Source organism: Micromonospora arida (assembly GCF_042873195.1).
Taxonomy (GTDB): Bacteria; Actinomycetota; Actinomycetes; order Mycobacteriales; family Micromonosporaceae; genus Micromonospora; species Micromonospora arida.
This window is the reverse complement of record NZ_JBIALC010000001.1, coordinates 1,243,597-1,257,048: the sequence shown is the minus strand read 5'-3', so window position 1 is coordinate 1,257,048 and position 13,452 is coordinate 1,243,597. Positions and strand designations below refer to the sequence as shown.

Here is a 13,452-nt window from a genome sequence, read left to right as displayed (position 1 = left end):
TGTGGCTGGATACCCCTTTCGATGTCAAGGGTGTCCAGGGCCGAGGCCGGCCAGCGCCTCGACGGGTGCGCCACCCGCGGCCTGCGGGTTTTCCCAGCTGACCGCCGCTCGGATGGCAGGGTGAGGGCCATGGACAGGAAGCACGTCGAGGATTGGCTTGCCACCTACGAGCGGCTCTGGCGGACCCCGGGCACGGACGCGTTGGTTACGCTCTTCACCGAGGACGCGAGCTATCAGCAGGGGCCGTACTGGACGCCCGTCGTCGGCCTGCCGGCCATCGCTCGGATGTGGGAGAAGCAGCGCAAGGGCCCCGACGAGGTGTTCCAGCTGACCACGGAGATCGTCGCGGTCGAGGGTGACACCGCCGTGTCGCGCCAGGAGGTCCGCTACGGCGACCCGGTCGACCAGGAGTACCGCGACCTGTGGGTCATGCGGTTCGCCGACGACGGACGGTGCCGCTCATTCGAGGAGTGGCCGTTCTGGCCGGGGCAGCAGCCGGCCGAGCCGTCCGACGGCTCCTGACCTGAAACGGTTGCGGTGGCGACGCCCCAGCCACCGGGTAGGGGACCTGACCGACACGCCGTCGGGGTGGGTCGCACTACCTACCGTGAGCTGGGGCGTCACCGTGACGATGTCGACCCGTCAGACCGGGGCGGCCGGGCAGCTCGCTCCGGTCGGCGGTGTGGTTCTGGTGATGAGGTACCGCTCCACCTGACGACGGGTGCACTCGGTCCGTGGGTAGCTGGCGTGGCCCGACCCCTCGTAGGTGACGAGGTGGCCCCGGCTGCCGAGCTGGCGCACCACCCGCTGAGCCCCGTCGTACGGGGTGGCCGGGTCGTACCGCCCGTTGAGCACCAGCAGCGGCGCGCTCGTCCGTACCCGCAGCTGATGTTGTGGGTTGGTCGCCGTCCAGCCCAGGCAGATCGCGCCGAAGCGGACGGCCAACGGGGAGGCCCGCAGGTGCGGTGCCGCGGCGCGGGACAGGTCGAGATACCGGTTCCAGTCGGCGAACCCGTCGACCGGCAGCGACCAGTCCTGGCAGAACGCCGGTAACGCGTACTCGGTCAGGGCCTTGTCGCCGTCGACCGGCACCATCGGGGACGCGAGTGAGGCGGGCTCGCCCCGCTCCAGCGCGAGCAGCATGTTCGCGAGATCGGCCCAGGTCGCGTCGAAGAAGTTGACGAAGGTCGCGAACCCAAGCTCGAACCAGGTCAGCGGGGTGCCGGTGGCCGCGTCGAGCAGCGTGCCCGCATCGGCGCGGCGCATCAGTTGGTCGTAGAGCGCCGGCACGTCACGTCCGTGCAGCGCGCAACCAGGGTTCCGCTCGCACCAGGTCACGAACTCGTGGAACAGCGCCTCGTTACTGGCCGCCCCGCTGCGGAAGTATTCCCTGACCCCCTGGCTGTGGTCCATCACGCTGTCCATGACCAGTGCGCGGACACGGTCGGGAAACAGCTCGGCGTAGGACTGCCCGATCAGTGTGCCGTAGGACCACTGATAGAAGCTCAGCTGTCGCTCACCGAGCGCGGCCCGGATGGCGTCCGTATCGCGCGCGACGCTCACACTGTCCAGGTGGTCGAACAGTGGGCCACTGTGGGCGCGGCAGTCGTCGCGCAACTGGCGGTTGTAGGTACGGAGTCGCTCGAACTCCGCCGCGTTGGCTGGCGTCAGGGAGGGATGCTGGCCCAGCAGCTCCGATGAGCAGCGCACCCGTGCGCTACGGACCGTGCCCCGGGGGTCGAAGCCGACGATGTCGAAGCGGCGTAACACGTCCGGCCCGAGCTGACTGGCGGCCGTCAACGCCACGTCCACCCCGGACAGGCCGGGCCCGCCGGGGTTGAAGACCAGAACACCGATGCGGGCGGCCGGATCGGTGGCGGGTCGCCGGGCCAGGGCCAGCGGGAAGGTCTCCCCGCCCGGTCGGGCCCAGTCGACCGGCAGGCGCAGGGCGCCGCACCGTGTACCAGGATCGTCGGGCTGTTCCGGGCACGCCTGCCAGTCGATCCGACCGTTCCAACCGCCGGCGGTGTCTGTGGCGACGGGCCCGGTGCCACCGGCCGTCGGCGTGGTGCCCGCGAGCGACGGTGGGGCGTTGAGCGAGAGGGCGACGAGGACCGCGACGACGGCCGAGAGGCTACCGAGGAGCCGCCGGCGTCGACGGGCGACCCCGCGGGGATGCCGGAAGGTGGTTCTCTTCGTGGTCAACATTCGTCCAGCCTGCCGACGCCCGGTCCACGTCGGATCCATGCCGGTCCGCAGACGCTCGGCGCAGGGCGATCATCGGTACGCCTCAAGCCGCTCGGACAGCATCGTGGCCTGCGGATGACCAACCCGGTCGAGGATCGCCAACGCCTGTCGCCACAGGTCGACCGAGGTGTCGTGGTCGCCCACCGCCTGATGGGTGTCGCCGAGGCGGACGAGTGTGTCCGCCCTTCCGCACGGGTCCTGGACGTCGGAATAGAGCGCCAGAGCGCGCCGGTAGCAGTCTGCCGCGGTCGGATGCTTCCCGAGGCCGTGATAGGCGAATCCGAGACTGTCCCAGGTGTGGGCCGCGCCGAGCTGGTCCTCGACCTTCTCGTAGAGCGCCAGCGCCTGCTCGCAGTAGGTGATGGCGCGGGCGTGCTCGTCCAGCCGCGCGTGGCTCCAGCCGAGAGCATTGAGCGCGGCCGCCTCGCCGAGCCGGTCGTCGGTGCTGCTGGCCAACGCCAGTGCCTGCCTGGCATGAGGCAGTGCCGCCCCGGCGTCGCCCTCGATGTCGGAGAGCCAGGCGAGGTGCAGGTGCGCGCTGGCCTGCCCCGGGAGGTCGCCGGCCTGGTCGTACCGCTCCATCGCGCGCCGGAGGTGATGATGGGCCGCACCGAACCGGCGGTGCTGGATGTGGGCCAGCGCGAGGTCCCGGTGGGCCAGCGCCTCGGCCCGTGGATCACCGCGGCGCTGCGCGACCGTGACCGCGATGGCCTGTACGGCGGCCAGGTCGTGCCACTGCGAGAGCCGGCTGAGCAGGGGAGTGAGGGCCTGGGCGAGGTGCCCGGCGTGGGCGTCCGAACGGTGCGCGACCGCGTCGTCGACGGCGGCCAGCAGCACCCGCTGTTCGATGGTGAACCAGTCCAGCGCGGCCCGGTGGTCGGCGAACGCCGACGGTGACGCGTCGGCCGGCAGGGGCGGCGGATCGAGCGGCTGCCAACCAGCGTCGACCAGCCTCGCCGCGTCACGGGCGACACGCAGGTAGTGGTCGAGCACGCGCCTGCGGACGGCGCTACGGTCGGCCGGGCAGTCGAGCGCGTACGTCAGCTCCTCCCCGTAGGCGCGGAGCAGATCGTGACAGCGGAAGCGGTTGGGGGACGGCTCGGCCAGCAGGTTCGCCCGGGTCAACTCGTCGAGCGCCGGCCGGATCAGGTGCGGCGTGGCCCCGGCGAGGCTGGCTGCTGCCGCCGCGCTGACGACGTCGGCGGCGGGGTGCAGGCTGATCTGCCGGAACAGTCGGGCCGCGTCCGTGCTGAGGAGTCGGTACGACCAGGAGAGCACGGTACGCACGTCGGTGGCGGCATCGTCGGTGGCCAGGGCGGCGAGCCCGCCCCGGCTCGCCGCGAGATCGTCGGCGATGGCCTGGAGCGGAAACGCGGGCCGGGCGGCGGCCCGCGCGGCCACGATGGACAGGGCCAGGGGCAACCGCGCGGTACGTCTGATCAGCTCGTCCACCGCTGCCGGCTGGGCGGCGGCCCGTTGCGCACCCAGTCGGCGAACGAGCAGTTGGCGCGCTTCGTCGTCGCTGGGCAGGTCCAGCGCGAGGGGATGGGCGCCATCGGTGGCGACCAGGCCGGGCAGGGTGTGGCGACTCGTCACGAGCACGCCGCAGCGGGTCGACCCCGGAAGCAGGGGCCGCACCTGTTCCGCGTCGCGGGCGTTGTCGAGCAGTACGAGCAGCCGTCGGTCCGCGGTCAGGCTGCGGTACAGGGCGAACTGGGCCGCCGGCTCCGTGGGGATTTCCAGGGGTTTCACACCCAGGGCGGGCAGGAGCGAGTGTACGACGACGGCCGAGGGGGACGCCTCCTGCGTCGCGGTGCCGAATCCACCCAGGTCGACGTGGAGCTGCCCGTCGGGGAAGTGATGCAGGTTGTCGTGCGCCCAGCGCAGCGCCAGCCAACTCTTTCCGACGCCGCCCGTACCGGTGACGACGACGGTGCTGGCCGAGCGGGAGTCACCGAGCAGCAGCGTGGTGAGCCGGGCCAGCTCCGCGGCACGGCCGGTGAACAACGTCGGTGGGGCCGGCAGCTGCCGGGGGGCGATTCGCGGCGCGACTCTTTCCGATGGCCGCTGATCGAATGTCAACAGCTCCCGCTCCGCTCGCAGGATGCGGGTGTGCAGGTGTTGGAGATCGGGACCGGGTTCGACTCCCACCTCCTCGGCGAGGAGGTGACGGAGCTGCCGGTACGTCGCGAGCGCGTCGGCACGCCGGCCGGTCCGCGCCAGGGCCACCATCAGTTGCCCCCATGGGCGCTCGCGCAGCGGATCGTCGTCGATCTGGCTCCGCAGCGGTTCGATCAGCTCGTGATGCCGTCCGGCGCGCAGCTGGAGGTCCGCGACCTCTTCCGCCAGGCTCGACCGCTGCTCCTGGAGCCGCGCTCGGACGGAGAGCAACACCCCCCAGCCGGGGAGGCCCGCGAACGGCTCCCCACGCCAGAGCGCCAACGCGGCCTCGAACGACTCCTGGGCGGCTGACCAGTGACCCTGCCGCAGCGCGGAATACCCGCGCTGGGCCAGGTCGTCGAAGGCCACGCTGTCCACCGTCAGCCCGTCCAGGGCGAGGCGGTAGCCGGTGGGCCCGGCGAGGATGGCGGGGTCGGGGAAGCCGGGGGAACGCAGCGCCCGGCGCAACGCCCAGACATAGGTCTTCACGTTGCCGGCTGCCGTCTTCGGTGGGCGCCCCTGCCACAGCTCGTCGACGAGTTGGTCGATGGACCACCCGGTGCCCGGCTGTGACATCAGCACGGCCAGGAGGCGCACCTGCATCGGCGTGCCGAGGACCAGCCGTTCCCCGCAGGCCGACCGCACCTCGACCGGTCCGAGCAGTTGGTACCGCGCCGCCGCTGGCGCCCCGGCGGGGTCCATCGCCTCATCGTAGGGGCCCGAACCATTCCGCCTCATCGGCTGGACGGCCGCGCCCGCGCCCCTCTCCTGGTGTGCTCCGTCACGCAGGTGGGCATGGTCAGGACGTTGGGGTGCGGCGAGGTGGCTGCTACAGTCGAGATTGTTGCGGCCGCAAATTTATCAGCGGCAACTACTTTGGGAAAGGATGCCTCCGATGACCAAGCTCTCCGTCATCTACTACTCGTCCACCGGAACCCTCCACGCCATGGCCAAGCGCCTCGCCGAGGCCGGCGAGAAGGCGGGCGCCGAGGTGCGGCTGCGTCAGGTTCCGGAGCTCGCCCCGGCCGAGGCCATCGCCTCCAACTCCGCCTGGAGCCAGCACTTCGACGCCACGAAGAACGAGCCGAAGGCGACCGCCGACGACGTCGTCTGGGCGGACGCTGTGCTGTTCGGCACGCCCACCCGCTACGGCAACGTCGCCAGCCAGCTCAAGCAGTTCCTCGACACCCTCGGTCCGCAGTGGGCGCAGGGCCAGCTCGCCAACAAGGTGTACGCCGGCTTCACCGCCTCCATGACCGCGCACGGTGGCCAGGAGTCGACCCTTCTGGCGCTCTACAACACCATCCACCACTTCGGCGGTCTGGTCGTCGCCCCGGGCTACACCGACCCGCTGAAGTTCGCCGACGGCAACCCGTACGGCGTCTCGCACGTCACCGGCGGAAGCAACGACGCCCCGCTGGGCGATGCCCAGTTCGCTGCCCTTGACCACATGGCCGAGCGGGTCGTCAAGATCGCCGGGAAGCTCAGCGCCTGAGCGCTCTGGCACCGTAACGCACGCCCGCGTCGACGCGGGTGCTCAGCTGGGCGAGGGCCGGTCTCCCGATGGGGGCCGGCCCTCGGCGGTCTCACACCGCGATCGCCGCGACGGCGGCAAGCGGCCGATGCTCGTCGGTGCCGGGCCGCCGGAGACGTTCCACCTCCCGGAAACCGGCTCGGCCGAGTCGTTCGGAGACCTCGTCGACCGGCCAGCGGTAGGCGGTCAGGACCTTGTGGTCGAAGGCGCCGACCTCTTCGGCGTCGAAGACGCCCAGGACCAACCGCCCGGCCGGGACCAGCACCCGCCGGAACTCCTTGAGCATGCCGTCGAACTCCGGCGGCGGAAGATGAATCAACGAGTACCAGGCCAGGATGCCGTCGATGGAGTCCTCCGCCACGTCGAGGCGTTCCATCGAACCGATGTGGAACTCGACGCCCGGGTGGGACGCCCGCGCATGCGCGATGAACTCGGGGACCAGGTCGATCCCCATCGCGTCGACGCCCAGCTCACGAAGGTAGCCGGTGAGGTGGCCAGGCCCGCACCCCAGATCGAGCACCCGGCCGGGCAGGTCACCCAGGTGTCGTTCGATGAGGGCGAGGTCGTCGGCGTCCACCTGCTGGCTCGTGCCGAACAGCTCGATGTAGAGCTCCGCGACCGACCCGTAAGCCTGCCGTACCGTGTCCGTTTGCGTCGCGGCACTATACGGGTCACCAGACCTTGCTGAGGCGGCCTACCGTGATGGCCATGACACGTCGAGCCACACTGGCCGGCATTTCTGCGGGCCTGCTCCTGCTGGGTTGCTCGGTTGGCGCGCCGACGAAGAGCGAACCCAAACCTGAATCCGCCCCGGTTTCGGCCGCCAGCGCCGATGCCGATGCCGATGCCACCACGACGGCCGAGGCGATCGGCCTGCTGCGTGGGGGGACGGCGTTCGTCAATCAGACGAGTTATCGCAGCGACGTCGACATCGCCAGCCAGGTCACGTCGCTGTCGCACACCGACAACGTCCACAAGCGTCTGACCGCCAAGGTTGCGGCGCCGGGTGGGGCCATCGAGATCCGGATGATCGACGACGAGGTCTACATGAAGACCAGTCTGTTCCGCGGTGTCGGCGACGGATGGATGGTCCTCGACCCAGCCCGGGTGCCGTCGGACTTCGCCCTCAGCTTCGCACCGGGCAAGAACGACTCCGGCGGCTCCGGCCGCCTCATCGACGCGATCGTCACGGCACGAGCGGACGGCCCGGAGATCTCCGGGACGATCGACGCGACCCGGATTGCCGCCGGTAACGGGATCAGCTTCCGCCCCGGTCCCGGTGGCGTCTTTCCGGACAGCGCGCGCAGGCACGCGTTCCGGGCATCGCTGGACACCGAGGGTCGGCTGGTCAGCTTCCTGATGCCGGAGGCCGGCGGGCTGCCGAACGCGTCCCTGCGCTACAGCGACTTCGGTACGACAGTCAGTGTCGCTCGGCCGCCCGGAGCGGTCGCCGCCCCCGACGCTCTCTATCCCCAGCTCGGTTTGGGCGGAGGGAAGTAGCGGCGACACCGGCGTTTGCCCTCTGCGGCTAATGCGGTTAGCCTTTAGCTAATCACGTTAGCTTCAGTGGAGGGGCGTCATGACCGAATACCTGGACATTGCCGGCAACACCATCGCCTACGAGGTCACCGGGCAGGGCCCACTGGTCGTCCTGGCACACGGGATGGGCGACAGCCGGCACTCGTACCGGTTCGTCGCTCCGGCCCTGGCCGCGGCCGGATACCGGGTCGCCAACGTCGACATCCGTGGCTGCGGCGACTCCAGCCTCGGCTGGGGCGGCTACAGCCGCACCGACATCGCGGGTGATCTCGTCGCCGTCGCGCGCCACCTGGGCGGTCCGGCCGTGCTCATCGGCCAGTCGATCAGCGGCGGTGCCGCGACCATCGCGGCCGCCACAGCGCCCGACCTGATCACCGGCGTCATCGAGCTGGCGCCGTTCACCCGCGCACAGTCCTTCGACCTCGGCGGATTGGTGCGGGTGAAGCGCTTCCGGGCCGGCTACCTCCAACTGGCGCAGGTACTCCTGCGGGGCAGCCTGGCGAACTGGAAGAAGTACCTCGACGTGGCCATCCCCACCAAGCCCGCCGACTGGCACAGCGAGCTGGCGCGCATCGAGGCCAAGATGAGTGAGCCCGGTCGGATGAAGGTCCTCCAGGCCATGGCCAAGACCACCCCGGCCGACGCCGGTCGGCAACTGTCCAACGTCACCTGCCCGGTCCTGGTGATCCAGGGCAGCGCCGACCCCGACTGGGCCGACCCGCGGGCCGAGGGCGAACGCATCATCGCCGACCTGCCGCGAGGGCTCGGCGAGCTGGCAGTCATCGAGGGCGCGGGCCACTACCCGCACGCCCAGACGCCCGACGAGGTCCTCGCCCTGGCCCTGCCCTTCCTCGCCCGGACGCTCACCAATGCCTAAGGCCCGGCTCACCCCGGCAACGGTCACCGAAGCCGCAGCCGCGCTCGTCGACGAGGTCGGCTTCGACAACCTCAGCATGGGTCTGCTCGCCGAACGGCTCGGGGTCAGGACCCCCTCGCTCTACAAGCACGTCACCAGCCAGGCCGAACTGGCGCACCGGATCGCCGTCCTGGCCATGACCGAGGCCGGCGATGTCATCCGCGACGCCATTCAGGGCCGGTCCGGCAGCAATGCCCTCGCTGCGGGCGCCCAGGCGATGCGGACGTACGTGCGGGAACACCCCGGCCGGTACGCGGCCGCCAACGCCACCCGCCCGACCGGCCCGGACGACCCGTTCATCCCGGCCAGCGAGCGGGTGCTCGCCTCCTGGGCGGCAATGCTGAGCGGGTACGGCCTGGATCCCGCCCAGGAGATCCACGCCATGCGGACGCTGCGCAGCGTCCTGCACGGCTTCGCCACCCTGGAGGCGGCCGGTGGGTTCCAGATCGACGCGTCCGTCGACGAGAGCTTCACCTGGCTGATCAACTTCATCGATCAGGGCCTTCGCGCCGGCGCCGCCAACGGCAGCGACGTCGGCCGCTGACACCGGGTCGCCTCGACCCGTACCGGCTGCCTCACCGTGCGGTGCCTACCCCTGGTGGCAAGTGGTTGGGTCCGGCAGGGCTCGCAGTACGTCGAGTTCGTGCGACGATTTCGGCTTGGCAGAGACTGCGGCGACGTTGACCGAGATCCGCGCTGGGATCGACGTACTGGATCGGGAACTGGTCTGCCTGCTCGCCCGGCGGGAGGCCCTGGTCCGGCAGGCCGCCCCGCTCAAGAGCGACGGCCAGGCGGTCCGTGCGCCGGACCGGGTGGCGCAGGTGATAGCCCGGGTCCGCACGTTGGCCAGCGAGGCCGGCGCGGACCCGGATCTGATCGAGCGGATCTACCGGGGCATGATCCAGGCATTCATCGACATGGAGACCGGCGAGCATCACCGCATCACCGGCGGGTCGGCGCCGAGAACGCGGTGATCGCCCGGGGCGTGCGCGCTCAGGTGGCGGAGCGGCTCTCACCGTCCGGGCTCGCCGAGGTGGGCGGCGCGTAGCCGAGCTCGTACGAGATCTTGTCGGCGGTCTCCAGGAGCAGCGGAAGGTTGCTCTTGAGCTGGTCGAGGCTTGCGATGACCTCGATCGCCGTGATCGAGGCGGCGGCGATGACCTGCCCCCGCGAATCCCTGACCGGCGCGGCCACGCACATCACGTACGCGTCGTGCTCGCCGTTGTCCACGGCCCAGCCGCAGTCGTTGATGCGGGCAAGTTCGGCTTCCAGGGCGTCGTGGTCGGTGAAGGTGGTGTCGGTGAATTTCTCGAAGACGACGTGCGAGAGAAGACGGTCGCGTTCCTGCCGGGGAAGGTAGGCCAGGATCGTCTTGCCCACGGCGCTCGCGTAGATGGACACCGCGCGTCCCACCCGCGAGGGCAGCTTGACGGCGTCGAACGCCGGGCTGTCCACCTTGTCGATATAGATGATCTCGTCGCCGGTCAGTTGCGCCAGGTGTACGGTGTGGCCGGTCGCGCGTTGCAGCGCACGCAGGTGTGCGGCCGCGGGCTGGCGGAGGTCCATCGAGCCGAGCGCCAGCTCGGACAACTCGATCAGGCCGCTGCCGAGCACGTAGGTGCCCGCGCCGGTGCGGCGGACGAAGCGCGCGGACTCCAGCGTCTGCAGGATGCGCAGGGCTGTGGACTTGTGGACGCCGAGCACGTCCGCAGCCTCCGTAAGGGACAGCGGGTGCTCCGCGGATCGACGGATGAGGTCGATCGCGCGACGGATTGATTGCGCCAAGGCTGTGTCTCCCTTCGCGCGACGGTAGCGCCGTCGCTTTCATTGCGCATTATGCAATATAGATGACGCCATGCGCAATCGCCTCTTGACACCGTTGCGCATGGCGCTACGATCGTTGCAATTTAATCGGTTCGGTGCCAACGCGTAACACTGGAGTAACGATGGGTAAAGAGCGCGCTCATTTCGGCATCGCCAGGGCGACATGTGCCCTCGGCCTGGCCGCCACCCTCCTGACCGGTTGCGGGTCGGACGGCGATTCCGGCGACGGCGTCACGAAACTGACCTTCGCCGCCTCGACCTTCGGCGACCCGGGTCGCGGGCCCCTGCTGACGAAGTGGCTCGACGAGTTCAACCAGAGCCAGACCAAGGTCCAGGTGTCCGCCGCTGCGGTGCCGTACCCGACCTTCGGCCAGACCGTGCTCACGCAGATGGGCAGCGGCAAGGGCCCCGACCTTGTCCGCTTCGACATGCCCGAGTTCGAGGCGGCCTCGGACGCCGGCCTCGTCGCGCCGCTGGACAAGGTGATCGACGCCAGCAAGTACGACCTGCTCAAGCAGCCGGACCAGTTCATGGTCCACGACGGTGTCCGGCACGGCGTCATCTTCGAGGCGTCGAACTACGCGATGTTCTACAACGCGGACCTGATCCCGACGCCGCCGACCACCTACGAGCAGTTCACCTCCACCGCGAAGTCGCTGACCAAGGGTGACGTCTTCGGCCTGGCGTTCCGTCAGACGGAGGCCGAGGAGGCCGGTGTCTGGCAGGACATCTTCAACTACGTCTACGGCTTCGGCGGGGCGTGGTCCGACGGCAAGAACCTGACGATCAACTCGCCGGAGAACCTCAAGGGCCTGCAGGCGTTCAAGGACCTGTACGACGCGAACGTGATCCCGCGCGGCGCGGACGCGGCCACGTTCCGGCGGATGTTCGCCGAGGGCAAGGTCGGAATGGAGCTCAACAACGGCGGCTACGTGACCGCCACCCGCGGCCAGAACGCCAAGCTGAACTTCAACGTCGCGCCCATCCCGTTCCCCGTTCGCAAGCAGGGCGCGATCCTCGCACCGATCGTCATCAACGAGGCGAGCGAGGGCAAGGATGAGGCCGGCACCTTCATCAAGTGGGCGCTGGAGCCGCAGAACCAGGTCAAGCTGCAGGAGATCCTCGGTGCGAGCAGCGTGGCCACGACCACGCAGCGCAGCGCGGAGGCGCTCAAGGCGACCCCGTTCCTCCCCGTCTTCGACGGACTCACCGAGACCAGCCTGCCGCAGATCGTGCTGGGGTTCGAGGCCAAGACGCCGGACATCCGCAAGGTGGTCGTGCAGAACGTGGTCGCGGCGCTGCAGGGCAAGGCCGACCTCAAGTCGGCACTGGATCGCGCCCAGCAGCAGGCGAGCGAACTGGTCCGCTGACCGCCCGACACGGCGACGCTGCCGGCGCAACGATCCGTGCGCCGGCAGCGTCCTTCCCCCAGAAGGATCGCACCCGATGACTGTGGTCGAGCAGACCGGAGCACCGAAGACAACAACCCCAGGCCGGCCCCGGCGTCGGCCCAGCCCGCTGGGTAGCAAGTGGACGCCGTACCTGTTCCTGGCACCCGCCGCCCTGTTCATCCTCGTCTTCCAGGTGGTACCCCTCATTCAGGAGGTGTACCTCAGCTTCACCAGGACGAGGCTGCTCAACCCCACCCGCAGCGAGTGGGTCGGGCTCGACAACTTCAACCGGATCTTCGGCGACCCCGAATTCCACCGCACCCTGCTGATCACAGTCGTCTACGTGATCACCTGTGTGGTCGTCGCGATCGGCGCCGGACTCGCCGTCGCGCTCCTGCTCAACAAGAAATTCCGCGGCCGGGGCGTGGCACGGGCGCTGGTGACCGTCCCCTGGGCCGCACCGGGCATCGCGGTCGCGCTCATCGCCACCTGGATGCTCAACGCCCAGTACGGCATCGTGAACCGGTTCCTCGACGCGGTCGGGCTCGGCGTCCCGGGTGGCGCCATCCTGGACAGCTCGCGCTACGCGCTCCCGGCGGTGCTCGCCACGACCATCTGGCAGCTGTTCCCGTTCACCTCCGTGGTGCTGCTCTCCGCCCTGCAGTCCGTTCCGCAGGACCTCAACGAGGCCGCGACAGTGGACGGCGCCGGACGATGGGCCACCTTCCGCGCGGTCACCTGGCAGGTCATCAAGCCGACCGTGGGCCTGCTGGCCCTGCTGATGACGATCTGGTCGCTGCGGCGGTTCGAGCTGATCTGGCTGATGACCAAGGGCGGACCGGTCGGTGCCACCGAGACGCTCGTCATCGACCTCTACTCGCAGGCGTTCGACTCGAAGGAACTCGGATCGGCGGCGGCCATCGGAATGGTCGGCGTCGTCATCTCGCTCATCGTCATCATCGGCAGCCGCCTGGTCGCCCGTGCCGTGGAGAAGGGGGACGTCCGATGAGGCGCTTCCGATTCGGTGTCACCGCACGGATCATCGCCGTGCTCGTCGTGCTGGGCATCGCGGTGTTCCCGCTGTACTGGATGTTCGTCACGGCGCTGTCCAGCAACAGCGACCTCTTCGCCGATCAGCCCCGGCTCACACCCGACCTCGGCCAGTTCGGGGTCTTCGTGGACGCCCTCGCCGAGGGCAAGGCGGCCGGGTGGCTGCTGAACAGCCTGATCATCGCCGTCGGCACGATGGTTCTCTCCGTCGGCCTGGGCATCCCGCTCGGCTACGCGCTGTCCCGGTTCTCGTTCTGGGGCAAGGCCGTGCTGACCGTCGTGCTGCTGTTCACGCAGATGCTCCCCGAGGCGCTCATGGTCGTCCCGCTGTTCGCGCTGTTCCGCCGCTTCGAACTGCTCGACTCGCTGACCGGCCTCGTCCTGGTGAACTCCGCCTTCGTCCTGCCGATCGTCGCGCTGATCCTCAAGGGCGCCATCGACGGCATCCCGAAGGAGCTGGAGGAGGCCGCGCGCGCCGACGGCGCCCGGCCCTTCACCACCCTGACCCGCATCAACGTGCCGCTCATCGCGCCGTCGATCGCGGCCACCGCTGTCATCGCCTTCTTCCACGCCTGGAACGAGTACGTGTTCGCGGTGACGTTCATCTTCAACCCCGATCTGCAACCCGCCTCCGTCGGAATCGCGAACTTCATCGGCGAACTGGGTACGCCGATCCAGACGGTGATGGCTGTCGCCTTCCTGTTCACGCTGCCCGCCGTCGCCTTCTACCTGTTGGTGCAGAAGTACGTGGTGTCCGGCATGACCGCCGGTGCGGTGAAGGGTTGAGCCGA

At 69.7% G+C, this 13,452-nt stretch carries 13 protein-coding genes; 9 read left to right on the top strand and 4 right to left on the bottom strand.

Translation table 11 applies throughout. From position 1 onward, the window contains the following. Nucleotides 1-129: 129 nt before the first annotated feature. Entirely contained in the window at nucleotides 130-522 is a 393-nt protein-coding gene (locus tag ACFYP0_RS05795; protein ID WP_112588689.1) for a YybH family protein, read from the top strand. 120 nt (nucleotides 523-642) lie between these two features. Here the strand turns inward: ACFYP0_RS05795 and ACFYP0_RS05790 are convergent, their stop codons facing one another. Together ACFYP0_RS05790 and ACFYP0_RS05785 are read right to left on the bottom strand one after the other, a co-directional pair. Further along, on the bottom strand, nucleotides 643-2,208 hold the full coding sequence (locus ACFYP0_RS05790) for an alpha/beta hydrolase (RefSeq protein ID WP_356974826.1): 1,566 nt from the start codon (nucleotides 2,206-2,208) through the stop codon (nucleotides 643-645). Nucleotides 2,209-2,277: 69 nt separating this feature from the next. Further along, complete coding sequence (locus tag ACFYP0_RS05785; RefSeq protein WP_356974828.1) at nucleotides 2,278-5,109, bottom strand: AfsR/SARP family transcriptional regulator; 2,832 nt, start codon at nucleotides 5,107-5,109, stop codon at nucleotides 2,278-2,280. Nucleotides 5,110-5,293: 184 nt separating this feature from the next. Here ACFYP0_RS05785 and wrbA point away from each other — a divergent pair, with 184 nt between their 5' ends. Then, complete coding sequence (wrbA, locus tag ACFYP0_RS05780) at nucleotides 5,294-5,902, top strand: NAD(P)H:quinone oxidoreductase (protein ID WP_356974830.1); 609 nt, start codon at nucleotides 5,294-5,296, stop codon at nucleotides 5,900-5,902. Nucleotides 5,903-5,993: 91 nt separating this feature from the next. Here the strand turns inward: wrbA and ACFYP0_RS05775 are convergent, their stop codons facing one another. Next, nucleotides 5,994-6,545 (bottom strand): class I SAM-dependent methyltransferase, encoded by a 552-nt coding sequence (locus ACFYP0_RS05775; protein WP_356975348.1) that lies wholly within the window; start codon nucleotides 6,543-6,545, stop codon nucleotides 5,994-5,996. A gap of 104 nt (nucleotides 6,546-6,649) precedes the next feature. On the opposite strand from ACFYP0_RS05775, the gene ACFYP0_RS05770 reads away from it, so the two are divergent. From ACFYP0_RS05770 to ACFYP0_RS05755, 4 genes are all read left to right on the top strand, one after another. After that, nucleotides 6,650-7,441 carry a hypothetical protein gene (locus ACFYP0_RS05770; protein WP_356974832.1) on the top strand — a complete coding sequence of 264 codons (792 nt, stop codon included), beginning with the start codon at nucleotides 6,650-6,652 and terminating at the stop codon, nucleotides 7,439-7,441. 79 nt (nucleotides 7,442-7,520) lie between these two features. Beyond that, a complete protein-coding gene (locus ACFYP0_RS05765) occupies nucleotides 7,521-8,357 on the top strand; it encodes an alpha/beta fold hydrolase (protein WP_386994613.1) in 837 nt (278 codons plus the stop codon). Next, nucleotides 8,350-8,940 carry a TetR/AcrR family transcriptional regulator gene (locus ACFYP0_RS05760; RefSeq protein ID WP_386994611.1) on the top strand — a complete coding sequence of 197 codons (591 nt, stop codon included), beginning with the start codon at nucleotides 8,350-8,352 and terminating at the stop codon, nucleotides 8,938-8,940. Before ACFYP0_RS05765 ends, ACFYP0_RS05760 begins: the two co-directional genes overlap by 8 nt. Before the next feature lie 115 nt (nucleotides 8,941-9,055). Continuing rightward, nucleotides 9,056-9,370, top strand: a complete 315-nt coding sequence (locus ACFYP0_RS05755) for a chorismate mutase (protein ID WP_386994609.1) — start codon at nucleotides 9,056-9,058, stop codon at nucleotides 9,368-9,370. Nucleotides 9,371-9,389: 19 nt separating this feature from the next. On the opposite strand, the gene ACFYP0_RS05750 is transcribed toward ACFYP0_RS05755, so the two are convergent. Next, entirely contained in the window at nucleotides 9,390-10,181 is a 792-nt protein-coding gene (locus ACFYP0_RS05750; protein ID WP_386994607.1) for an IclR family transcriptional regulator, read from the bottom strand. Nucleotides 10,182-10,342: 161 nt separating this feature from the next. Here ACFYP0_RS05750 and ACFYP0_RS05745 point away from each other — a divergent pair, with 161 nt between their 5' ends. The 3 genes from ACFYP0_RS05745 to ACFYP0_RS05735 all read left to right on the top strand — a co-directional run bounded on the left by ACFYP0_RS05745 (nucleotide 10,343) and on the right by ACFYP0_RS05735 (nucleotide 13,447). Then, nucleotides 10,343-11,590 carry an ABC transporter substrate-binding protein gene (locus tag ACFYP0_RS05745; RefSeq protein WP_386994605.1) on the top strand — a complete coding sequence of 416 codons (1,248 nt, stop codon included), beginning with the start codon at nucleotides 10,343-10,345 and terminating at the stop codon, nucleotides 11,588-11,590. A gap of 76 nt (nucleotides 11,591-11,666) precedes the next feature. Continuing rightward, entirely contained in the window at nucleotides 11,667-12,620 is a 954-nt protein-coding gene (locus tag ACFYP0_RS05740) for a carbohydrate ABC transporter permease (protein ID WP_124857043.1), read from the top strand. Further along, nucleotides 12,617-13,447 carry a carbohydrate ABC transporter permease gene (locus tag ACFYP0_RS05735; RefSeq protein WP_386994603.1) on the top strand — a complete coding sequence of 277 codons (831 nt, stop codon included), beginning with the start codon at nucleotides 12,617-12,619 and terminating at the stop codon, nucleotides 13,445-13,447. Before ACFYP0_RS05740 ends, ACFYP0_RS05735 begins: the two co-directional genes overlap by 4 nt. Nucleotides 13,448-13,452: the final 5 nt, after the last annotated feature.

Excerpts from the sequence above, each read along its gene's own strand:
- ACFYP0_RS05795 (WP_112588689.1), top strand. The coding sequence starts at position 130 with ATGGACAGGAAGCACGTCGAGGATTGGCTTGCCACCTACGAGCGGCTC.
- ACFYP0_RS05790 (WP_356974826.1), bottom strand. The coding sequence starts at position 2,208 with ATGTTGACCACGAAGAGAACCACCTTCCGGCATCCCCGCGGGGTCGCC.
- ACFYP0_RS05785 (WP_356974828.1), bottom strand. The coding sequence starts at position 5,109 with ATGGACCCCGCCGGGGCGCCAGCGGCGGCGCGGTACCAACTGCTCGGA.
- wrbA (WP_356974830.1), top strand. The coding sequence starts at position 5,294 with ATGCCTCCGATGACCAAGCTCTCCGTCATCTACTACTCGTCCACCGGA.
- ACFYP0_RS05770 (WP_356974832.1), top strand. The coding sequence starts at position 6,650 with ATGACACGTCGAGCCACACTGGCCGGCATTTCTGCGGGCCTGCTCCTG.
- ACFYP0_RS05765 (WP_386994613.1), top strand. The coding sequence starts at position 7,521 with ATGACCGAATACCTGGACATTGCCGGCAACACCATCGCCTACGAGGTC.
- ACFYP0_RS05760 (WP_386994611.1), top strand. The coding sequence starts at position 8,350 with ATGCCTAAGGCCCGGCTCACCCCGGCAACGGTCACCGAAGCCGCAGCC.
- ACFYP0_RS05745 (WP_386994605.1), top strand. The coding sequence starts at position 10,343 with ATGGGTAAAGAGCGCGCTCATTTCGGCATCGCCAGGGCGACATGTGCC.
- ACFYP0_RS05740 (WP_124857043.1), top strand. The coding sequence starts at position 11,667 with ATGACTGTGGTCGAGCAGACCGGAGCACCGAAGACAACAACCCCAGGC.
- ACFYP0_RS05735 (WP_386994603.1), top strand. The coding sequence starts at position 12,617 with ATGAGGCGCTTCCGATTCGGTGTCACCGCACGGATCATCGCCGTGCTC.